18 protein-coding genes are annotated in these 22,490 nt (G+C 32.9%); 15 read left to right on the top strand and 3 right to left on the bottom strand.

Annotated elements, in window-relative coordinates; all coding sequences use genetic code 11:
- The 10 genes from neuC to GB234_RS11500 all read left to right on the top strand — a co-directional run bounded on the left by neuC (nt 1) and on the right by GB234_RS11500 (nt 10,889).
- On the top strand, nt 1-1,161 hold the full coding sequence (gene neuC / locus GB234_RS11545; RefSeq protein WP_151894720.1) for a UDP-N-acetylglucosamine 2-epimerase: 1,161 nt from the start codon (nt 1-3) through the stop codon (nt 1,159-1,161).
- Nucleotides 1,161-1,856, top strand: coding sequence for an acylneuraminate cytidylyltransferase family protein (locus GB234_RS11540; RefSeq protein ID WP_151894719.1), 696 nt, complete (start codon nt 1,161-1,163; stop codon nt 1,854-1,856). Before neuC ends, GB234_RS11540 begins: the two co-directional genes overlap by 1 nt.
- Nucleotides 1,857-1,941: 85 nt before the next feature.
- Nucleotides 1,942-3,300, top strand: coding sequence for a UDP-glycosyltransferase (locus GB234_RS11535; RefSeq protein ID WP_151894718.1), 1,359 nt, complete (start codon nt 1,942-1,944; stop codon nt 3,298-3,300).
- A complete protein-coding gene (locus GB234_RS11530; protein ID WP_151894717.1) occupies nt 3,300-4,424 on the top strand; it encodes a glycosyltransferase family 4 protein in 1,125 nt (374 codons plus the stop codon). Before GB234_RS11535 ends, GB234_RS11530 begins: the two co-directional genes overlap by 1 nt.
- Nucleotides 4,421-4,969, top strand: a complete 549-nt coding sequence (locus GB234_RS11525) for a serine O-acetyltransferase (RefSeq protein ID WP_151894716.1) — start codon at nt 4,421-4,423, stop codon at nt 4,967-4,969. The genes GB234_RS11530 and GB234_RS11525 overlap by 4 nt, the downstream gene beginning before the upstream one ends.
- Nucleotides 4,969-6,081 carry a glycosyltransferase family 4 protein gene (locus GB234_RS11520; RefSeq protein WP_151894715.1) on the top strand — a complete coding sequence of 371 codons (1,113 nt, stop codon included), beginning with the start codon at nt 4,969-4,971 and terminating at the stop codon, nt 6,079-6,081. The genes GB234_RS11525 and GB234_RS11520 overlap by 1 nt, the downstream gene beginning before the upstream one ends.
- A complete protein-coding gene (locus GB234_RS11515; RefSeq protein ID WP_151894714.1) occupies nt 6,078-7,133 on the top strand; it encodes a glycosyltransferase in 1,056 nt (351 codons plus the stop codon). The genes GB234_RS11520 and GB234_RS11515 overlap by 4 nt, the downstream gene beginning before the upstream one ends.
- Before the next feature lie 95 nt (nt 7,134-7,228).
- Nucleotides 7,229-8,476, top strand: coding sequence for an O-antigen ligase family protein (locus GB234_RS11510; protein WP_235906128.1), 1,248 nt, complete (start codon nt 7,229-7,231; stop codon nt 8,474-8,476).
- Entirely contained in the window at nt 8,448-9,464 is a 1,017-nt protein-coding gene (locus GB234_RS11505; protein WP_151894712.1) for a glycosyltransferase family 4 protein, read from the top strand. The genes GB234_RS11510 and GB234_RS11505 overlap by 29 nt, the downstream gene beginning before the upstream one ends.
- A gap of 30 nt (nt 9,465-9,494) precedes the next feature.
- Nucleotides 9,495-10,889, top strand: a complete 1,395-nt coding sequence (locus GB234_RS11500) for a sugar transferase (protein WP_151894711.1) — start codon at nt 9,495-9,497, stop codon at nt 10,887-10,889.
- A 110-nt stretch (nt 10,890-10,999) separates the two neighbouring features.
- Here GB234_RS11500 and GB234_RS11495 read toward each other — a convergent pair whose 3' ends face one another.
- Together GB234_RS11495 and GB234_RS11490 are read right to left on the bottom strand one after the other, a co-directional pair.
- Nucleotides 11,000-12,190: a lipoprotein N-acyltransferase Lnb domain-containing protein gene (locus tag GB234_RS11495; protein ID WP_151894710.1), complete on the bottom strand. Its 1,191-nt coding sequence runs from the start codon at nt 12,188-12,190 to the stop codon at nt 11,000-11,002.
- Nucleotides 12,191-12,215: 25 nt separating this feature from the next.
- Entirely contained in the window at nt 12,216-13,289 is a 1,074-nt protein-coding gene (locus GB234_RS11490; protein WP_235906127.1) for a putative type IX sorting system protein PorV2, read from the bottom strand.
- A 181-nt stretch (nt 13,290-13,470) separates the two neighbouring features.
- Here GB234_RS11490 and GB234_RS11485 point away from each other — a divergent pair, with 181 nt between their 5' ends.
- The 5 genes from GB234_RS11485 to GB234_RS11465 all read left to right on the top strand — a co-directional run bounded on the left by GB234_RS11485 (nt 13,471) and on the right by GB234_RS11465 (nt 21,556).
- Nucleotides 13,471-14,214: a CDP-alcohol phosphatidyltransferase family protein gene (locus GB234_RS11485; RefSeq protein ID WP_151894708.1), complete on the top strand. Its 744-nt coding sequence runs from the start codon at nt 13,471-13,473 to the stop codon at nt 14,212-14,214.
- Between the two features lie 284 nt (nt 14,215-14,498).
- Nucleotides 14,499-17,267, top strand: a complete 2,769-nt coding sequence (locus GB234_RS11480) for a TonB-dependent receptor domain-containing protein (protein WP_151894707.1) — start codon at nt 14,499-14,501, stop codon at nt 17,265-17,267.
- A gap of 2 nt (nt 17,268-17,269) precedes the next feature.
- Entirely contained in the window at nt 17,270-18,541 is a 1,272-nt protein-coding gene (locus GB234_RS11475; protein ID WP_151894706.1) for a DUF4249 domain-containing protein, read from the top strand.
- Nucleotides 18,542-18,559: 18 nt separating this feature from the next.
- Nucleotides 18,560-20,314, top strand: coding sequence for a hypothetical protein (locus tag GB234_RS11470; protein ID WP_151894705.1), 1,755 nt, complete (start codon nt 18,560-18,562; stop codon nt 20,312-20,314).
- A gap of 189 nt (nt 20,315-20,503) precedes the next feature.
- Nucleotides 20,504-21,556, top strand: coding sequence for an NAD(P)-dependent alcohol dehydrogenase (locus GB234_RS11465; RefSeq protein WP_151894704.1), 1,053 nt, complete (start codon nt 20,504-20,506; stop codon nt 21,554-21,556).
- A 105-nt stretch (nt 21,557-21,661) separates the two neighbouring features.
- Here GB234_RS11465 and lptB read toward each other — a convergent pair whose 3' ends face one another.
- On the bottom strand, nt 21,662-22,411 hold the full coding sequence (lptB, locus tag GB234_RS11460; RefSeq protein WP_151894796.1) for an LPS export ABC transporter ATP-binding protein: 750 nt from the start codon (nt 22,409-22,411) through the stop codon (nt 21,662-21,664).
- Nucleotides 22,412-22,490 lie beyond the last annotated feature (79 nt).

Genomic DNA, 22,490 nt, shown 5'->3' with positions numbered 1-22,490 from the left:
ATGACAAACAAAAGAAAAATATGTGCAGTAATCACAGCTCGTCCCTCTTATAGCAGAGTAAAAACTGCATTATTAGCCATAAAAGACCACCCAGATTTAGAGTTGCAGTTAGTAATTGCAGGCTCTGCATTATTAGATCGTTATGGTAATGCCATTAATTTTATTGAAAAAGATGGCTTTACAATTAATGAAAAGGTATTTATGGTACTTGAGGGAGAGAATAAAACCGCTATGGCTAAGACAACGGGCTTGGGGGTAATGGAACTTGCTAATGTGTTTTATAATTTGCAACCAGATGCGGTTTTAACTATTGCAGATAGGTTTGAAACAATTGCCACTTCGATAGCTGCTGCATATCAAAATATACCTCTAATACACCTTCAAGGAGGTGAAGTTACTGGAAATATTGACGAAAAAGTACGTCACGCTAATACTAAACTAGCAGACATACATTTTGTTACAAGTGAAGATGCTCGTGCTCGTGTAATAAAAATGGGTGAAGATGAAGGTTATGTTTTCAATACTGGATGTCCATCTATTGACCTGGCGGCAAGTGTAGGATCAATAAAAAAATTGGATTTTGATCCTTTTAAAAAGTATGGTGGCGTAGGGGGAACATTTTCTATTAATAATGGATATTTAGTGGTAATGCAACATCCCGTTACAACAGAATACGACAAGGCAAAAGAAGATGTATTAAAAACACTAAAAATTATTGATAACTTAAAAATTCCTACTTTTTGGTTTTGGCCTAATGTAGATGCTGGGGCAGACGGAACTTCAAATGGAATACGTAGTTATCGTGAAAAACACAATCCGCAACACGTGAGGTTCTTTAAAAATATGGAGCCTATGGATTTTTTAAAATTATTAAAACAGAGCAAATGTCTTATAGGTAATAGTAGCGTGGGGATTAGAGAATGTTCTTTTTTAGGTGTGCCAGTTGTAAATATAGGTACACGTCAAAATAGAAGATTACGAGGTAAAAATGTTATTGATGTAGATTATATTGAAACCGAAATAAAGAATGCTATCCAATTACAACTTAAAGACCCAAAAGATAAAAAAACCACCATCTATGGTGAAGGAAATAGTGGAAAAAGAATTGCTGAAATATTAAGTACTATAGAACTCCGTTTCCATAAAACCATTACGTATTAATGAAAATTTTAGGTATTATACCAGCACGTGGGGGTAGTAAAGGAATTCCAAATAAAAATCGAAAGTTACTTAATGGTATTCCATTATTGCAATACACAACAACTGCTGCCAAAGAATCTCAATTACTTGATGAGGTAATTTTCACCTCTGAGGATGATATACTAATTTCCTTAGCAAAGTCACAAGGCATATCAGTGCCTTTTAAAAGACCAGCTCATTTGGCTACAGATGCAGCAGGGTCTTTAGAGGTTGTAAAACATGCTATTTCTTTTTATAAAGAGAAAGGTATTTATTTTGATGCCGTTTGTTTATTACAAGTGACCACACCTTTTAGAACAGCAGAAACTATTGATTTAGCAATCAGAAAATTTAAAAAAAATAATTGTGACAGTTTGATTTCAGTACAAAAAGTACCACATCAATTTAATCCCCATTGGGTTTTTGAAGAAAAGAACGGAAATTTAAAAATAGCAACTGGAGAGACTAGAATTATCAAACGTCGTCAAGAGCTACCAGATGCATTTATTAGAGATGGAGCAATTTATATTACTAAGACGAGAACTTTGATGGAGGAAAATTCTTTCTTCGGAAATAGTACTACATATATAGAAACCGATGCTTCGTCATATGTAAATATAGATACAATGGAAGATTGGAAAAAAGCTGAAATGATTATTAAACAATTAAGTAAATAATGTTACGTTGCTTAACTCGATAAGAATTCACTAAATGACTTTGAAATTCAAAACGTATATTTGTACCGCAACCATTTTGTAATCATTGAAAAAAGCTCTCATTTTTTGTCCAGACGGTACAGGTATTAAAAATTACTTGTACAGTAACGTTTTTAAAGAGAAAGATGTAAAATTATCACTCTTTCATAATTTTGACCATGATACTTTAGCACATATTTCCGAAGAAATCAAGCTAGATGAAGACATTCAAATTCCAGCATATAAAGAAAGTTATACCGAAAAATTTTTAAGAGAACTTATCCATTTATGTAGGATAAAACATAATGCAATCACCCAGCAAAATCCCACGATATTAAAATTTTATAAACGTACACACGCTACAAAAAAACTACAACTTTTTTATGGTGCTGTTGAAATTGCTTCAAAAACAATTAACTCCTACGAGCAAATATTAAAGCTAGAAAAGCGTTATCAAAAAGCTATAAGAAAAAACCCACTCTATGTAAAAGTGTACGAAATTTTAAAAGCTAATAAGCCAGACGCACTTTTTTGTACCCATCAACGAGCACTTAAAGCACCAATAATTTTTGCCGCTGCTCAAGATCTGGGTGTTAAAACTTCTACAGTAATTTACTCTTGGGATAACATTCCTAAAGCTCGTTTAGCATTAAAAGCAGACAAATATCTTGTTTGGTCTCCTTTTATGAAAAATGAACTAAAAAATTTTTATCCAGAAATTGAAACCTCTCAAATTGTAATTACAGGGACACCTCAATTCGAATTTTATAAAGAAGAAAAATACATCATTCCAGAACAAGATTTTTATTCTAAAAATAGATTAAACCCTGATAAAAAAATAATTTGTTTTTCTGGAGATGACATAAAAACATCTCCTTACGATCCTCATTACCTTGATGATATTGCAACGGCAATTACAAAGGGGAATAAACAAAATGACTATCAAATTGTTTTTAGAAGATGCCCAGTAGATGTAAGTGGACGCTACGATTGGGTGGTGAAAAAATTCCCAAAACTAATAATTGAAATTCCGCCACTATGGAATTACAACAGTGATAAATGGACTGCAGTTTATCCTACTATTGATGATGTGAGTTTGTTAGTCTCATTAGCATATTATGCAGACGTAGTTATAAATGTAGGCTCTACAATGGCATTTGATTTTGCAATGTTTAAAAAACCTTGTGTTTATATCAATTATGATCATGTAATTGACCCCAATTGGTCTGTAAAAACAATTTACAACTATCAGCATTTTAGGAGTATGCCATCTAAAAAAGCAGTACTTTGGTTTAATAGCAAAGCCGAAATTTTAAACATTTTAGAGAGTGCCATTGCTGAAAATAATACTGAAATTGATGCTTGGTTTAAAATCGTTATAGATAATGCTACAATGGCTTCAGAAAAAATTTTAAAGAATATTTAATGATGCATATTGTTTTCATCTCAAATGAATATCCCACATGGGCACCTGGAGGTAAAGGAACCTTTATACAAACTTTTGCAAGAGAGCTTGTAAAAGTAGGTCATAGAGTAACGGTGCTTGGTATAGGTGATAAGAAAACAGAAGAACAACTAAAAGATGAAGAGGTACTATTAATAAGATTACGAAAGCCTATTAGCCCTAAAGCAACTTATATTGAAAACTCTCTTAGAATCAATAGTAGATTAAATAAAATACATAAAGAGCATGCAATCTCAATTGTGGAAACATCAGAGCTTGATTGTGCCTATTTACCTAAAAATACACCTTTTAAAAAAGTAATTCGTTTGCATGGAGGACACCATTTTTTTGCAGAAGGTGAGCAAAGAGGTTTCAACCCAATTAAAGCAAGGCGTGAAAAAAAATCATTTGCAAATGCAGATGCTTTTATTGCTGTTTCTAAGTATGTGAAAGATCATACGGCAAAATTTTTAAGTTATCATACAAAGCCAATTGCTATTATAAATTATCCTATAGATACAGATATCTTAATTCCCGAAGTTAAAATCAATCCAGATAAAATTGTTTTTGCAGGAACTGTGTGCGAAAAAAAGGGGGTATTTCAACTAATTGAAGCATTTCAATTAGTTAAAGAAAAGCACCCTTCAAAACAATTAGAAATTTTTGGACGTGACTGGTTTTATCCCACTGGAAATTCTTATATCAAAATGCTGACAGAAACTTTTTCAGAAAAGCAATTGAGCGCAGTTACATTTCATGGCGCAATACCTAGAGATAGACTTTACAAGGAATATGCTTCCTCGTTATTTTGTATATTTCCCTCACATATGGAAACACAAGGGCTCGTTACGCTTGAGGCAATGCTAATGGAAAAACCTGTAGTGTTTTCAATCTACGGTCCAGGGCCTGAAACAATAGACCATATGCATACAGGACTTTTAAGTGATGTGCGAAACCCGAAGGACATTGCCGAAAAAATGTTGTGGTGTATTAATAACCAAGCAGCTGCTCAATCAATGGGGAAGAAAGGAAGAAAGGCAGTTCTCAAAAAATTTGATAAGAAAACGATACTTGCTAAAAATATTAAATTTTATCAATCGTTATGAAATTATTTATTTCAGACCTGAAAAAATATAAGCGGTATTCTGGTAAATCTAGTATAGTATTATTACTTACGCAGCAAGGTTTATGGGCACTTTTTGTTTATAGATTGAACAGTAGTATTTACACTTCAAAAATCCCAATGCCTTTGAAGAAAATACTTTTAATCTTTTGTGTAATGAGTCAAAAGTGGATTGAGATTATCACTGGAATTTCCATTCCATACACTACAAAAATAGGACGAGAATTATATATAGGGCATTTTGGGAATATTATTATAAATGCAAATGCAATCATTGGAGATAATTGTAATATTTCGCAGGGAGTTACTATTGGGGTAAGTGGTAGAGGAAGAAAGCGTGGAGTGCCAATAATTAAAAACAATGTTTATATAGGTGCTCAAGCTACAATTGCAGGATCCATAATTGTTAATGATAATTCAGTAATTGGAGCAAATTCTCTTGTTGTAAAGGATGTAGCTCCAAGCACAACTGTAGTTGGAGTGCCTGCAAAGATGATTAGCACAAACGATTCAAGTAATTATATATAATGAAATTACTCGTAGTAACACTTGCGCCTACTCTTAAAACAGACTACGGTTTTAAATCTTACGCACCATATGTTAAAGAAATGAACATATGGATGGAAGATGTAAGTGAGGTGACAATTGTATCTCCTACAAAATATAAACCAGTTTTATTAACCGATGCTTTTAAGCGAAATGATATTACCGTAAAAAGTATTCCTTTTTTAAAATTTAGTAGTCCTTGGTTTGCCTTAAAATCCGTTGTTTTTATACCTTTTATTTTATTTCGTCTTATACTAGAAATGAAAAAGGCAGATCATATTCATCTTAGATGCCCAGGCAATATTGGTCTCTTAGGTTGTCTTACACAAGTTTTTTTTCCATCAATTAAAAAAACAGCAAAATATGCAGGAAATTGGGATCCAAAAGCAGAACAACCGCTAAGTTATCGATTTCAAAAATGGTTGTTGTCAAATACATTCTGGACAAAAAACATGCAAGTTTTAGTATATGGTGACTGGTTTAATCAATCAAAAAATATAAAATCCTTTTTCACGGCTTCCTATAGAACTTCGGAAATTTGTCAATTTGAAAGTAATAGGTTCCATGCCCCATTTAGTTTTTTATTTGTTGGTAGTTTAGTAAATGGCAAAAGGCCAATCTATGCAATTAAACTCATTGAAAAATTAATTAAAAACGGTTTTTTTTGTTCACTGAAATTTTACGGAGATGGCATAAAACGAGAAGAGTTAGAAACTTATGTAGTTAATAATAATCTACAAGAAAGTATACTTTTTATGGGAAATCAAAATGCAGATTCGCTTAAATTAGCGTATCAAAATAGTGATTTCTCAATCCTTCCTTCAAAATCTGAAGGCTGGCCAAAAGTATTAGCCGAAGCTATGTTTTGGGGAGCAATTCCAATAGCAACACCTGTTTCATGTGTCCCTTGGATGTTAAATTTTGGTGAGCGGGGAGTTTTATTAAATTTGGATTTAGAAAAAGATAAAATGACAATTTCTAAATTACTTTCAAATAGAGAGAAACTACTTTTGATGTCTAAAAAAGGGATAGAGTGGTCACAACAATATACATTAGATACTTTTGAAACTGAAATAAAAAAGCTTTTAAAATGAGAGTGCTACAATTAATAGATAACCTTGATGCTGGAGGAGCAGAACGTGTAGCTGTTACTTTTGCAAATACATTACACAGCAAGATTGATTTTAGTGCTATAGCAGTAACTCGTAAAGAAGGTATTTTAAATAATACTCTTGATAAAAATGTGCCTTATTTATTTATTAAAAAGAAAGGAACATTTGATTTGAAAGCACTTAGTCGTTTGAAGAAATACGTAAAGGAAAATAATGTTGATATTGTTCATGCACATACAACTTCTTATTTCTTTGCAACCTTATTAAAATTAAGAGTGCCAAGATTAAAACTCATTTGGCACGAACATCAAGGTAATAGAGTACACACTTCAAGAATAAATAATAAAGTGCTTTATGGATGCTCAAAATTATTTTCGGGAATATTGACAGTTAATGAGCCTTTAAAAAAATGGTGTTTAACATATCTGTCTAACTCTAAAGTTGAATATATTCCTAATTTTGTTTCAGTCGCTAATATTTCCGAAGAAGAAAAACGAAGAGAACAAAGTATAGTTTGTGTAGCTAACTTAAAAGAGCCTAAAAACCATATTAATTTATTGAGAGCATTTAAAATTGTGAATGCCCAATTCCCTTATTGGAATTTAAAATTGATTGGAAAAGATTTCAATGATACATATTCTCAAAATTTGAAGGATTTTGTAAAACTAAATAAGCTAACGGACAACGTAACCTTCAAAGGGGTTGTTGCTAATGTAAATTTAGAACTTAAAACTGCACTTATTGGAGTGTTATCATCAAGTGACGAGGGGCTTCCTATGGCGTTATTAGAATATGGTGCCTTTGGACTTGCCGTAGTATGTACTAATGTGGGGCAATGTCCTAAAGTTATAGGTACATTTGGAAAAATTGTTGAAAATGATAATTGTAATCAATTAGCGCAAGCTTTAATTGAATATATAAACGATTTAGAGATGTGCAAATATGACTCAAAATTATTTAGAGAGCATATATTGGCAAATTACGGACTTAAAACAGTTGTGCCACAACTACTTACTTTTTATAAAAGCATTTAGATATCAAACGAATTAAGAAAATAACCTACATTCAATTATTAGCCTTACACATTGCTATAGGGTTGATTGTGTTTTTTGTTAGGGAATCTGCAAAGGTGTTTCTTTTAGCAGCTATCCTCTATTTTTTATATCGTATATTTTTAAATTCAAACCGGAAAAATGAAGCACTTTTAGGTGCTGCTTATGTGATGGGATTTGAAGTGTTTTCTCGTATGACGGGTGGTGCATTTTCTTATGAGTTTATAAAATATGCAGTAATAGCTTTTTTAGGTTTAGGAATGTTCTACACAGGATTTAAACTTAAATCTTGGCCTTACGTAATTTTTATACTGTGCTTAATTCCAGGTGTTTTTGTAGCATCAGTAACACTTAGTTATGGTGCTAAAGTGGGTAACGCAATAGGCTTTAATCTTAGTGGTCCAGCGTGTTTAGCGATTAGTGCATTGTACTGTTACGAAAATAGAATAACAACAAAGCGTTTTCAGGAAGTATTATTAGCTGTATTGTTTCCAATTATTTCTATGACAACATATCTTTATGTTTTTACTCCAGATCTAAGAGATGCGATAAATGGAACAGCATCAAATTTTGCAGCTTCTGGTGGTTTTGGTCCCAATCAGGTAGCCACCTTGTTAGGATTAGCAATGTTTATTTTATACTCAAGATTATTAATTATAAAGAGTAATGTCTTAAATGTTATAGATATTGTATTGTTAGCTGCTGTTAGTTATAGAGCTATTGCTACATTTTCACGTGGAGGGGTTATTACAGCTATAATTTGTGCAATTTTATTTACTTATTTTTATTTTAGAAAAGCGCCTAGCGTAGAAAAATCAAAATTAATACCTAGGGTAGGGATTGTTTTAGGAGTGTTTGTTGCAGTCTGGGTTGTTGTATCAATTTCTACATCAGGCCTTATTGATAAGCGTTACTCAAATCAAAACGCTGCAGGAGTTTTAAAGGATGATATTACTACGGGAAGGTCAGAATTGATAACCACAGAACTTGAAGCATTTGTAGAAAATCCAATTATTGGTATAGGAGTGGGGAAAGTAAAAGAATATCGCTATTTAAACACAGGGGAGCTTTCTGCAACGCATAACGAGGTAAGTAGAATGCTATCAGAACACGGTATTTTTGGAATCGTTGGATTACTTATATTAATGTTTACACCCATATTTCTTTGGTTGAGAAATAGGTCAAATTACTATCTTATTCCTTTTTTGTTTTTTTGGTTTGCTACAATAAACCATACCTCAATGCGTATTGCCGCTCCGGGATTTATCTATGGACTCTGTTTAATAACATTACTACATGAAAAAAAGAATACTTTACGTAGGTAATAAAAGCGGTGTTGGTAATGCAACAATAACAACTATAGATACTTTGAGTGAACAACTCAAAATTGAGGGATTTAAACTAATAACAACGTCATCAAAGAAAAATAAAGCATGGCGATTACTTGATATGCTCAATACTGTCTATAAATACCGAAATGAGACAGATATTGTATTAATAGACACATACAGTACACTCAACTTTAAATATGCTGTAGCAGTAGCATCATTATGCCGAAAGTTTAATATACCATATATCCCTATTTTACATGGTGGTAACCTACCAGAGCGTCTAAAAAAAAGCCCGAAAGCTTCAACAAAATTATTTCAGAAATCAAAAGTTAACGTTGCTCCGTCTTCATACTTATTAGAAGCGTTTAAAGCAGAAGGATATCACAATACAATGTATATTCCTAACACCATTAAAATTGAAAACTATCCGTTCTTACAGAGAGAAATTGTAACGGCAAAGTTATTATGGGTACGTTCTTTTTCAAAAATTTATAATCCTCAATTGGCAATAGACGTTTTGAAGCAGCTTGTTTATGAAGGTGTGCAAGCAAGCTTAACTATGGTTGGGCCAGAGAAGGATGGTAGTCAAGATCATTGTATAAAATATGCAGAACAATATAATTTGAAGGTTAATTTTACTGGAAAATTAACCAAAAATCAGTGGATTGAAGAATCTAAAAAACATGATATTTTTATCAATACGACAAATTTTGACAATATGCCAGTGAGTGTTATTGAGGCTATGGCATTAGGACTTCCAGTAGTTTCAACAAATGTGGGAGGATTACCGCATCTTATAAAAAACAACGAAACAGGTATCTTAATAAAACCCAACAGCATAACAGATTTTGTAATAGCGATTAAAAATTTAATGAGTGAAAATGATAAAGCAGTTAGACTATCAATAAATGCGAGAAACTACAGCGAGCTATTTGATTGGCAACAAGTAAAGGAAAAATGGGTCTCTATACTAAAAGATTAATCGTTATTTTTGAGCCTCCAAAACTACCCAATGTCTAAAAAATCGAATATCCATTTTGATATCTCCGAGCGTAAAGTTTTGTTGCGCATTCTAGACATTGTGAGCGTTCTAGCTATTTTATATTTTATAGGTCAAGCATTTAATTTTGATTATTTTAAAATCAATTCTATACACTGGGTTTGGTCAATTGTTCTCGCATTTTACCTGTCAATTTTTGCGACAATATTTGAATTATATAATCTTCAAAAAGCAAGTAAGTTTGAAGTTGTTGTACAAAACGTGGTTTTAACCTCGTCATTAACGGTATTATTTTACCTTTTAACACCATTTTTCACACCAGAACTTCCTGAAAACAGATTGCAAATAGTCTATTTCTATGTAGCAATAAATCTTGCATTACTCATTTGGCGTTATGCATATATTGTACTAATTTCTGCTCCCAGATTTCATAAAAGAGTATTATTAATAGCGAATGAAAATGATGTGAACGTCATAATAGATTCTCTGCAAAAGAGTGACCCTAATTATAGGGTAGTTGGTTTTGTTAGCACTAAAAACGATATCGAAAATCCATTTCTTAGTCCTCACGTAAGAAAAATAGAACAAAATGATACAGCAGATTCAATCTCTGATATGTTCATTTCTGAAATCGTCATAGCAACACCTCAAGCAGAGGGAATGACAGTTTCTTTATATAATAAGCTCATATTGTTACTAGAAAGCGGGGTACCTATTAAAGAGTATACACAGGTATATGAAGAGATTACTCACAGGGTTCCAGTACAACATGTAGATAAAGATTTTTACCGTTATTTTCCATTTAGCCGAAGTAACCAAAACAAACTATATTTATTTTTCCATCGTGTATTGGACATCTTTTTTTCAATTCTAGGAGTTGCCTTTGGATTACTTATTTCTCCAATCATTATCTTCGGAAATTTGCTGGGCAATAAAGGACCTATGTTTTACACACAAACCCGAATAGGGAAGAATGGTAAACATTTTAAAATCTACAAACTCAGAAGCATGGTAACCGATGCTGAAAAACACGGAGCACAATTTGCGCAAGAGGGAGACAGTAGAGTTACAAAATTTGGTCGTTTTCTAAGAAAATCTCGTTTTGATGAAATCCCTCAATTTATTAATGTCATAAAAGGTGAGATGAGTGTCATTGGACCTCGCCCAGAACGTCCCATATTTGTAGAAAACCTTTCTGAAACGATACCTTTTTACGAAGTAAGACATATTGTAAAACCTGGTGTTACAGGTTGGGCACAGGTAAATGCTAAATATGGAATGACACAGGAGGATGCACTTGAAAAACTTCAATATGACTTATATTACATTAAACACCGTAGTATGTTTTTAGACATTAGTATTGTGGTAAAAACATTAAGTACAATTATTTTCTTCCGTGGGCAGTGATACTATAATTGGGGATTACTATTTTGTTTCTTAATAGCAATAATTATAATTTTTTGATAAGGTAAAATAGAATTAAGAGATTAAATTCATGTCATATTTCCGAAGAACTTCTAGGCCTCAACTTCTTTTTTAATTCCTAAATATTTGAGTAAATAGATATAGCGTACCATCATTGCAATAAGTAAAGGTAATAATCCAATTGCAAAAACCTCGACACCTGTTACCCAATGAACTCCCATTAGAATAAGCATTAAAATTAAGAAAAATACATAGCGGCGCAACCATTTTTTAGGGGTTTTGCTTCCTATAAGAGTGAAAAATAAAAGGTTGAGTGGCACTGCCCAAAGCAAATTATAATTGTTTGCAGTCGCAGTGTGGTCTGTGCCAAACCAAAGTGGAATAAGTAAAAACCCTACAAGCCCAGTCACAAAAAACAGCACACTGTCTAACCAACGAGTTCGATTGCTTTTATTAAAATCTCTGTAAGTAATGTAACAAATAAAGATTGCAATCAGTGAAAAAATAAACAACGGACTCGTAAAAAAGAAATTAGTGTTTTCTTTAGGTACAGCATTGTAAATAGTAATTGATTTTTTTACTAAAGGCTTTTCAACGCCACTTTCAGTAATGCTTGCTTCGCTAATTGCCTTATGAACAAATGCTGGTAAAAATTGATGTTCCCATGGCGTTGCTTGTCTATCAATTACAGCTCCTAGCGCAACATCAATACCCAAGCTTCCCCAGGTATTAGTGTTGAGGCGTTCTTGAATTAATGTTCTAAAAGTTTTAGTCTCTAAAACATAACTGTCACTAAACTTTAATTTACTCCCTAATACTTCAACTAATACATCTCGCATTTTAGTGGCACAATTATCATAAAAGAAATCGTATTTATAATTTCTATTCATTGGTAAATAGTTGTTTTCTAAATACTCAAAAAGTGTAATGGCCTCTTCAGTCGTTAAATCAAGAACTTGTTCTTTGATAGTGCGTTCTTGATTTTCATAATGTTCTATAAAAGGAGTATAAGGAGCTCTTCCTAAAGCGTATGGCAGTTTTCCTCTAGCAAATTTTATATAAAAGTTAGGGGTGTCAAAATCAAACCTTCCATAGTCATAAACTACATCAATATTATTTATAGCATCTGTAAATCTAAATGCATTATGCCCAAAGGAGTCATTCAAATTATCACCAGGTCCAAGTGTAATAACACTAAACTGGGGGCTATTATCAATCAAACCAGATTGCGAATATGCAAAAGAAAAAAAAAGTATAAATAAAAGAAAAAGTAGCTTTTTCATGAAGTAATAACGTTGCAAGTTTAGATTATCTAAAGATACTCAAATCAACTTTTAGTGAAAAAACATTAGAATATAATGCTGCACTTTGGTCACCTATATCTGTCAAAGCATAATCTACTTGAATGCCTTTGTAATTGAAACCTACGCCAAAGTTGGGCTGGAATCCTACAGAATCTTCACCATCTAGTTGCTCAATATTTTGAAAATTACCAACACCACCGCGTAAGTAAATCATATCGATGTAACCAAACTGTAGCCCCAGAGAAGGAGTAACACTTACAGATGAGCTAGAAATAATATCATTAGTTTGTGCAAATCTTACATTCATATCCACTTCTGCAAGAAGAGAATAATCATAATGATGTACAAATTTACGAGACATCCCTATTTGAAGTTTTGGGATAGTAATTTCAGTAGTTTCTGGTAAATCTTGATTTTGTCCTTCAACAGCACCTTGTATTTCAGCAAACTGTTCTTCATCAATAGACCATGCATTATAGGTCGTTGTAATATCTCTCGCCATTAATCCAAAATTCCAATTACCACGTTTAAATTGTAATCCAGCATCTAGACCAAATCCCCAAGAAGATGCAAAATCTCCAATAATGCGGCGTACTACCTTGGCATTGACACCAATGTTTAAGCCATCTAACGGTAATCTTTTTGCATACGAAAAAGTAAATGCATAATCAGCCGTTGAGAAAAGACTAATACGATCATAATTTATTTGACCTTGGTCATCTATTAATTGAGTGGTGTTCAAAATATCATCTACACCAAATCGTATAACAGATAAGGCAACCGCACTCTGGTCATCAAGTGGCATTGCAAAAGCCGCATAATCATAGTTAGCAATATTTGCAAAATATGAAGCGTGCATCAAAGAAAGTTCTTTATCTTCAAGATTAACAAGTCCTGCAGGATTCCAATATCCAGAATTTACATCACCCGTTGAAGCAACGACAGAATTTGCCATACCAAACGCTGCTGCATCAACCCCAATATTTAAAAATTCGTTAGAATATTTTCGTACGGTTTGAGCAGATGCTACCAGAGAAAAAATGGAGATAGAAAGGAATAAAAATAAGGTCTTCTTCAAGCTTGTAATTTTTGGCAAATATCTTACTATTTTACAAGATATTAAACTGTTATTTTGCATACATATTGTACGCTGCAGTAGTTAGACGAAAATACTTTGCTATTTTTACAAAAGCCATCTGTTAAAATTTGCAAAGTGTAATTTTTTAATAATTTTTTGTAATTTCTGAAATTTTAAAGACATGAAACAAATACCTAACATTATAACTTCACTCAATCTTTTATGTGGGTGTGTCGCGATGATTTTTGCAGTGTCTGGGGATTTAGTTTCAGCAGCATTTTTTGCATTTGCAGGAATTTTCTTTGATTTTTTTGATGGGCTTGCCGCGCGAGCACTCAATGCGCATAGTGATGTAGGATTACAGCTAGACTCATTGGCAGATATGGTTACAAGTGGTGTAGTACCAGGGATTGTAATGGTACAATTACTAAGTCAAGCAATCACAGGACACACATTAGACATCATTAATGTTTTTGCAGAAGACGGCTGGAACACCTCAATCATAAGTTACATTCCATTTATTGGGTTACTAATCACGGTGGGTTCTGCATATCGTTTAGCAAAATTTAATGTTGACACAAGGCAAACTTCCAGTTTTATAGGATTACCTACTCCTGCAAATACATTGCTAATTTTAAGTTTACCACTTGTTCTTGCATTTCAAAATTCTATTCAAATTGAAGAAATCATACTTAATAAATGGTTATTAATAATTTTAACCCTTGTAAGTTGCATTCTATTAAATGCAGAATTGCCACTCTTTGCCTTAAAATTTAAAACATGGGGAGTAAAGAAAAACAGCATTCGGTATGTGTTTTTAATAGTTTGTTTCGCTTTGATTTTATTGCTTAAGTTTATTGCAATTCCAATTATCATCGCCTTGTATATCCTTATTTCAATCTTTTGGAAACCTTCGGAAATATAACAACAATTTAAAATTTCCGAAGAAAAATTACCATTACTTTCTTTACATATCAAGTGACCACCTTGTCAATACGCAACTTAGGTTGAAAAAATGATAACATTGTTTAAAGTTATTGATAATCAATATTTTAGCCTCTTTTTTTAAATAATATAGTATAATTCAATTAATAAATAAATACCTGTAATTTATAAAAGACGATGGTCTTTGTTTTGAAAACATTTGTCTTTACCGCTATCTTTAATAAAAACTATTCTTAATTCTTACAGAATAATTAAAGTGGTATTATGGTCAAAAAAATACTTTCTCTCGCTTTTTGTATGATTAGTTACGTTTCTGTAGCACAACAAAATGATGCTTTAATTACGGTTGCGTTCGATAATATTTCTATCGAAGATGCAATTTTAGTTTTAGAAGACAAATCTCCTTATAGATTTTATTATCAAAATGATTGGTTAAAAGAAATTCGGGTTACTGGAAATTTTCAAAATACCAGCATAACCCAAATATGTGAAATTATATTTCAAGACACACCTTTAAATTTTTATGTAACAAAAGATTTGAAAGTGATGCTAACACAATACAATCAAATATACAATACGCTCCCAAATGGCTTTTTTCAATCTAAAAATGAAATTGAAAAAAAAGACGAAGAAATTGTAGAAGCGCCTAAAGCAGTTTTCTATAAAGAGTCAAAATTTGTGCAATCAAACAAATTAAAGACTGTTAGAATAGGGAAGCAGCGCAAGGATAATGTGGCAAATGAATACCAATTATCTGGTATAATAATGAATGCTACAAATAATACACCTGCGGCAAATGTGAGTGTTATTGTTGATGGTGGAAAAAAGGGAGCCGTTTCTAATAGTGATGGTTCATTTTCTTTACGGCTACTTGCTGGAGTACATATATTAAAAACAAAATCGTTGTCTTTTCAAGAGGTTGAGCAACGTGTAGTGCTTTTTGATAATGGGGCTTTTTCAATAAAGTTACAAGAAAAGTTTGAGGGGCTGGATGAAGTGCTTTTAGAAGGAAATGCAAATATTGCTGTAAAAGAAGTTACTGGGGGAGTGACTAAAGTTGATGTTGAGGATTCTAAAAATATACCGTTAGTTTTAGGAGAACGTGATATTTTTAAGGTGGCTGCAACAATGCCGGGAATCTCATCAGCAGGTGAAGGAGCTAATGGATATAATGTGAGAGGTGGAAAAACAGACCAGAATTTAATACTATTAGACGATGGTGTAGTTTATAATCCAGCTCATTTTTTTGGCATTTTTTCAGCAATAAACCCTTTTTCTACAAGTGAAGTGTCTATTTACAAAGGACATGTTCCAGCAAATTATGGAGGAAGGTTGTCATCAGTATTTGATATTAAATCAAAAGATGCCATTGTCAATAACTTTTCTGGCGAAGCTTCTTTAGGGCTCGTTACAAGTAATATTTTGTTAGAAGTCCCAGTAATTGAAGACAAAGCTGGGGTTTTAATAGGAGGGCGAGCAACATATTCAGATTATATTTTGCGTAATCTTGAAGAGGAAGAACTCAAGAAAAGCACGGCGTCTTTTTATGATGGTATTTTAAAATACAACCATACATTTAGTGAGAAAGATAAAATTAAAGCCACGGGATATTACAGCAAAGACAAGTTTAATGTTACAACAGATTCGCTCATTGGTTATAGCAATCGCATGGCTTCATTGCGCTGGGACCATACATTTAATGATAGGAATGATGGGGCTTTAATAATAACAAATAGCCAATATCAATTTAACTTAGATTTTGAAGGACAGACTAATTTAAATTTTGAATCTGGATATACTATCAATGAAACCGAAATAAAACTTGATTTAAGTAATCGTAGTTTTGAAAACCACAGATTTATATATGGACTAGCTACTAAATTTTATGGGGTTGAACCAGGTTTTAAAAATCCTTTAGGGGATAATTCGCAGATAATTCCAGTTACGATTGCCGATGAGCAAGCAAATGAATCGGCGTTGTATATTTCAGATAATTATAAGATTACAGAGAAGTTGAGTGTTGAGGCTGGACTTCGGTTTTCGTTCTTTACTTTTTTAGGACCCAGCAATCAAAATATTTATCAAGATGGTTTTCCAAAAAATGGAAGTAGTTTGATTGAATCGAAATCCTTTGAGAGTGGTGAAGCCATTGAGTCGTATGCATATCCCGAGGTACGATTATCGTCTCGCTATTTACTTTTTCCAGATTTTTCAGTAAAAGCAAGTTTTAATAATGCTGTGCAATATATTCATCGATTATCCACAAACACAACGGCATCGCCCGTAGATACTTGGAAGTTGTCTGATATAAACATTAAACCACAACGCGGAAATCAATATTCGCTTGGCTTTTTTAAGAATTTTGATTCAAATATTTACGAATTGAGTATTGAAGGATATTATAAAAAATCGCAAGATATTTTGGATTACAAAACAGGTGCAACGTTACTTTTTAATGAAAACTTAGAGCAAGAAGTGTTGCAGGGTGAAGGGAAATCCTATGGTGTTGAATTTTTGATAAAAAAGACAAAAGGAAAATTTAATGGTTGGTTGGGATATACATATTCAAGGTCTTTAATGAAATTTGAAAGCGAATTTCCGCAGGAAAGAATCAATAATGGAGATTATTTTCCCTCAAATTATGACAAACCACATGATTTTAGTTTTGTTGGGAATTACAAATTGACCCGTCGCGTGAGTTTTTCCAGCAACTTTGTATATCAAACGGGAAGACCTGTGACTGTACCGGTAGGAAATTATGTAATAGACAATACAGAGCTAGTTGTATTTAGTGATAGAAATGAATTTAGAATTCCAGATTATTACAGGCTTGACATAGGCGTGAATGTAGAGGGAAATCATAAGCTCAAAAAATTAGCTCATAGTTTTTGGACGTTCTCTATTTATAATGTACTAGGGAGGAACAATCCATATTCTGTATTTTTTGTAGCTGACGATGGCGATATTAAAGCCTATCAAACATCCATATTTACGATACCCGTTCCCACGATCAGTTATAATTTAAAATTTTAATTATGAGACACTTTAAGATGAACATAGGATTTTCATATAGAGCATTAGTACTTTGTTATTTAGTACTATTTAATTCTTGTCTAGAAGAAATTGATTTTGAAACTGATAATTTTGAGAGTTTACTTGTAGTGGATGCTACTATCACTAATGAATTAAAGACGCAAGAAATTACGTTGAGTAGAACTTTTGAATTTGGAGAAGACAATGACAACATAGAAAGCGGTGCTCAAGTAAAAGTAGTAGGAGATGGTGTTGAATACATATTTCAGCACACAGAAACAGGAAAATATCAGTCTATTCAACCATTTAATGCGCAACCCAATGTTGTTTATCACTTAGAAATTACTACAGCAGATGGTGAGCGCTATAGCTCCTCAGAAATGAAATTGACTACAGCCACGCAAATTGATAATCTATATGCTGAAAGAATAACAAATGATGATGGCGTTGATGGAGTTGCGATTAAGGTTGATAGTTTTGATCCTACAAATACAGCAAATTTTTATAGGTATACATTTGAGGAAACCTACAAAATTGTTGCTCCTATGTGGCGTCAAGAAGATTTATATTTAGACACGTACATCTTGGATAGCATACCCGTTTGCGTAGTTAAGATTAGGCAGCGTCCAGAAGAACAAAAGGCTTGTTATAAAACAGAGTTTTCAAATAAAATTAAAATTACTTTAACCTCTGGACTGAACGAGGATCTGGTAGAAGGTTATTTGGTTAATTTTTTACCAAGTGATGACTTTAAAATTTCACATCGCTATAGCGCTTTGGTAAAGCAATTTGTAATTTCAGAAGAGGCGTTTAATTATTTAGAGACCATTCAATCATTTACAAGTCAAGGAAGTTTATTCTCACAAGTACAAACAGGTTTTGTTATGGGTAATATTTCATCAACTGTAAATCCAAATAAAAAAGTAATTGGCATTTTTGATGTCTCTTCTGTGACAACTCAAAGACTCTTTTTTAATTTTATAGACTTTTATCCTAATACCAATCTCCCACCCTTTATTACCTCTTGTGATTTAAGGGCACCAGATGTTGCTCAGTTGTTTCAAGACGGTGATGAAGAAATTTTTATTTGCAGTTCTCAATTGAATTTTATTACTAATCGTATTAGAGTCTATCTCGAAGAATATACAGGAGACCCTCCATTTTATGTAGGACCTGCTGACCCACCTTTAGGCCCGTGGTTAATGGTGCCTAGAGCCTGTGGCGATTGCACAGCATTAGGCGAACCCGAACCACCTAGCTTTTGGGTTGAATAAAATTTAAATAAAATAAAGATGAAAAATAAAATACTTTATATCTTCTTTTTGTTGGCTACTTTTTTTAGCAGTAACTCTCAAAACACACCTACGAATACTACAGCGCAAGAAGAAATCTTTGTGCATATAAACTCTAGTTTATTGTTTAGTGGCGAGTATTTATATTATAAATTATACTGTTTAAATGCTCAAACGCATCAAAAAACCAAGCTGAGTAACATCGTTTATGTTGATTTTGTTGATTCAAACGGAAAAACTGTTTTTAATCATAAAATTGTTTTAGAAGATGGATTGGGAAATAGTGATTTTTTTGTCCCATCCACAATTGCTTCGGGCAGTTACAAGCTCGTGGCATATACACAATGGATGCAAAATAACCCAGTGGATAAATTTTTTGAAACTTCTTTGAAAATTATCAATCCTTATATAGCCGAAATAAACAACACCCAAGAAATTGAGTCCATTGCATTTCCGAAGTCAGCCTCCCAACAAGATAAAAATTTAAAATTACCAGAAGATTTAAACATTCAAATAATCTTAGATAAAAAGCAACTTTCCATACGAGAAAAAATCAACATCATTATACAAAACAACATGGGACCATTGGGAAATGGAGATTATTCCATGTCAGTAAGAAAATTGGATGATATTGAAGGATTTCCAAGAAAAACCGCAACCCAAGCAATGTCAAAAAAAGAGGGAGTCAATATAATTTTCATGGGTAACTCTAATCAAAAAGCAGAAACTGACGGTTATTTATTGAAAGGAGAAGTAATAAAAAGGATATCTAAACTACCAGCGCAATCAGTGGATGTAGCAGTATCAATTCCTGGAGAAAACTTTTTATTTACTGTTGTTACTACAAATGCTGCTGGTGAATTTAGTTTTGAAATAGACCCAAATTTTCAAGGAGAGCAAGCCATTATTCAAATACTTGAAGATAAAAAAGAGGATTATGAAATTAACTTGCAAGACGAAAAATATCTAGATTATTCAAAACTAGATTTTCCTAAATTTTCAATTGATAAATCTTTCAAAGATAAGATTGTGGAGCGCAGTATTTATAACCAAATTGAAAATGGATACTACAATTTAAAACCAGACACCATTGAAGAAAAACAATCTGCGCTTTCATTTGTTCGTTATGAAAAGGGCATCACTTATGAACTTGATGATTATACGAGGTTCAACACAATGAAGGAGGTATTAACTGAAATCGTTAAACTGGCTTGGACAACAACAGAAAATAATAAGCGAGTAGTAAAAGTGCTTGAAAGAGAGATGAGTGCGCCCACTAAGTTTTTACCATTGCTTTTTGTTGATGGTGTGTTTATGGAAGATCACGAAGAGTTTTTAAACATAAATGCGTTGCAAGTAAAGGATATTAAAATTATACGTAAAGGTTACTATTTTGGTGAAAATGAATACCAAGGTGTTGTCGTAGTGAATACTAAAAAGGGAAATTTTATTCCCAGTGAGTTCTCGACATCGCTAATCCAAAAAACCTTATTCTTGCCTCAGCCATCAAAACGTTATTTTTCACAAACCTATAATAAAGGCGCTGCTGAGGTTAACAAACGAATTCCAGATTATAGATTACAATTGATGTGGAATCCAATGATAAATTTGACGATGCGAGAAACGCACGCAATACTATATAGTTCAGATATTCCTGGAATTTATGAAATTGTTGTAGAAGGTTATACAAATCACGGTGTTCCCATCTCATTAAGGGAAACTTTTGAAGTAATTGATTCTATTAATAAGGAGTAAGTTTAAAGTTTAAATGATAAAGTAGCAGAACTTCGGAAATATTATAACCATTTAAAATTTAAGAAATAAAATGGCTTCTCTTTTTCACACTCTTATAACACTTGATGTTAAACTAAATATAAACCACAATTAATATTTCGGCTTTGCCCTAATAGCGTTGTATCTTTAATTGAATCCAAAAAAAAAATAATGAGCGAAGTAAAAGCATACGGGGCAAAAAAAGAGTCGGCTAATTTAGAGTCAATGAAGATTGAAAGAAGAGATTTTACAAATGATGATGTAGAGATTGAAATTTTATATTGTGGTGTTTGTCACAGTGATATTCATCAAGTGCAAAATGATTGGGGCGGAAGTAAATATCCAGTAGTTCCTGGACATGAAATTATTGGAAAAGTAACTGCAATAGGAAAAGACGTAAGTAATTTTAATGAAGGAGATTTAGTAGGCGTAGGGTGTATGGTTGATTCTTGTCAAACATGCGAATCGTGTAAAAACGATTTAGAGCAATTTTGTGAAAATGGTGCTACGATGACTTATAATGGAGAGGATAAGCACTTGGGAGGACATACTTTTGGTGGTTATTCAGAAAAAGTTGTAGTGAATAAAGAATTTGTTTTAAGTGTGCCAGAAAATATTGATGCCGCAGCTGCAGCACCACTATTATGTGCTGGTATTACTACATGGTCACCATTAAAAACATGGGGCGTAAAAGAAGGAGATAAGGTAGGTGTTATAGGTTTAGGAGGTTTAGGACATATGGGTATTAAATTTGCCCACGCACTAAAAGCCGAAACTGTTATGATTACAACCTCTAAGTCTAAAACTGAAGACGCTAAATCACTTGGCGCAGATTCAGTTTTAATTTCAAAAGACGAAGATGCTATGAAAGAGCATAAAGGTACCTTCGACTTTTTATTAAATACCATTCCGGTAGGTCATGATGTAAATCCTTATTTAGAGCTACTTAAAGTTGATGCTACAATGGTATTAGTTGGAGCAATTGAGCCTTTAAAAGATGTTCATGGTGGTAATTTAATTTTGGGAAGAAAGAGAATGGCAGGTTCACTAATTGGCGGAATTAAAGAAACCCAAGAAATGCTTGATTTTTGTGGAGAGCATAATATTACATGTGATGTTGAAATGATAGATATGCAGGATATCAATACCGCATTTGATAGAATAAAAGATAGCGATGTAAAATATAGATTTGTTATTGATATGAAATCTTTAAAAGAGTCGTAAGGCTTTATAAATATTAGAAAAATAAAAAACCGCTATTTTAATTAATAGCGGTTTTTATAATTTAAATAACTAGTGTGTCTAGCTAAGCACAGTCAAGTCCAATTTTTATTCACTTTTAAAGTCAAGCTTCTTTTTACGTAACTCAAAATTCTGTCCTAAATAAACCTTACGCACCATCTCATCATTTGCAAGTTCTTCAGGTTCGCCATGTTTTAAAATACTACCTTCAAACATTAAATAGGTGCGGTCTGTAATGGCTAAGGTTTCTTGTACGTTATGATCAGTAATAAGAATACCTATGTTTTTATCTTTTAATTGTGCCACAATTCGTTGAATATCTTCAACGGCAACAGGGTCAACTCCTGCAAAAGGTTCATCAAGTAAAATAAAATGTGGATCTGTTGCTAATGCGCGGGCAATTTCGGTACGGCGGCGTTCACCACCACTCAATAAATCGCCACGACTTTTACGAATGTGACCTAAACCAAACTCTTCAATAAGCGACTCCATTTTCATGAGTTGTTCTTTTTTTGAAAGTTTAGTCAATTGTAATACACTTAATATATTATCCTCAATGCTCAGTTTTCTAAAGACCGATGCTTCTTGCGCTAAATATCCAATTCCGTTTTGAGCTCTTTTATACATAGGGAAGTTTGTAATATCTGTCCCTTCGAGATAAATGTTTCCTCCGTTGGGTTTTATCAAACCTACAATCATGTAGAAAGAAGTAGTTTTTCCAGCACCGTTGGGTCCAAGAAGTCCCACAATTTCACCTTGATTAACTTCAACCGAAATTCCTTTCACCACCTTGCGGCCTTTGTATTGTTTCATTAAATTTTCGGCACGTAGTTTCATATTCATTGCCCGCGTAGGTGGGTAACTTTTACATCTAGCTCACGCTAAATAGGTTTATTTAATTACAAATATTTCTATT

This window comes from Patiriisocius marinistellae, from assembly GCF_009014635.1.
Lineage (GTDB): Bacteria > Bacteroidota > Bacteroidia > Flavobacteriales > Flavobacteriaceae > Patiriisocius > Patiriisocius marinistellae.
This window is presented reverse-complemented; position numbering and strand designations above follow the sequence as displayed.

What these genes read in the sequence shown, in the direction of transcription:
- GB234_RS11475 (WP_151894706.1), top strand. Translation starts at nt 17,270, where the DNA reads ATGAGACACTTTAAGATGAACATAGGATTTTCATATAGAGCATTAGTA.
- GB234_RS11540 (WP_151894719.1), top strand. Translation starts at nt 1,161, where the DNA reads ATGAAAATTTTAGGTATTATACCAGCACGTGGGGGTAGTAAAGGAATT.
- neuC (WP_151894720.1), top strand. Translation starts at nt 1, where the DNA reads ATGACAAACAAAAGAAAAATATGTGCAGTAATCACAGCTCGTCCCTCT.
- GB234_RS11470 (WP_151894705.1), top strand. Translation starts at nt 18,560, where the DNA reads ATGAAAAATAAAATACTTTATATCTTCTTTTTGTTGGCTACTTTTTTT.
- GB234_RS11495 (WP_151894710.1), bottom strand. Translation starts at nt 12,190, where the DNA reads ATGAAAAAGCTACTTTTTCTTTTATTTATACTTTTTTTTTCTTTTGCA.
- GB234_RS11515 (WP_151894714.1), top strand. Translation starts at nt 6,078, where the DNA reads ATGAGAGTGCTACAATTAATAGATAACCTTGATGCTGGAGGAGCAGAA.
- lptB (WP_151894796.1), bottom strand. Translation starts at nt 22,411, where the DNA reads ATGAAACTACGTGCCGAAAATTTAATGAAACAATACAAAGGCCGCAAG.
- GB234_RS11530 (WP_151894717.1), top strand. Translation starts at nt 3,300, where the DNA reads ATGATGCATATTGTTTTCATCTCAAATGAATATCCCACATGGGCACCT.
- GB234_RS11485 (WP_151894708.1), top strand. Translation starts at nt 13,471, where the DNA reads ATGAAACAAATACCTAACATTATAACTTCACTCAATCTTTTATGTGGG.
- GB234_RS11525 (WP_151894716.1), top strand. Translation starts at nt 4,421, where the DNA reads ATGAAATTATTTATTTCAGACCTGAAAAAATATAAGCGGTATTCTGGT.
- GB234_RS11465 (WP_151894704.1), top strand. Translation starts at nt 20,504, where the DNA reads ATGAGCGAAGTAAAAGCATACGGGGCAAAAAAAGAGTCGGCTAATTTA.
- GB234_RS11500 (WP_151894711.1), top strand. Translation starts at nt 9,495, where the DNA reads ATGTCTAAAAAATCGAATATCCATTTTGATATCTCCGAGCGTAAAGTT.
- GB234_RS11480 (WP_151894707.1), top strand. Translation starts at nt 14,499, where the DNA reads ATGGTCAAAAAAATACTTTCTCTCGCTTTTTGTATGATTAGTTACGTT.
- GB234_RS11505 (WP_151894712.1), top strand. Translation starts at nt 8,448, where the DNA reads ATGAAAAAAAGAATACTTTACGTAGGTAATAAAAGCGGTGTTGGTAAT.
- GB234_RS11520 (WP_151894715.1), top strand. Translation starts at nt 4,969, where the DNA reads ATGAAATTACTCGTAGTAACACTTGCGCCTACTCTTAAAACAGACTAC.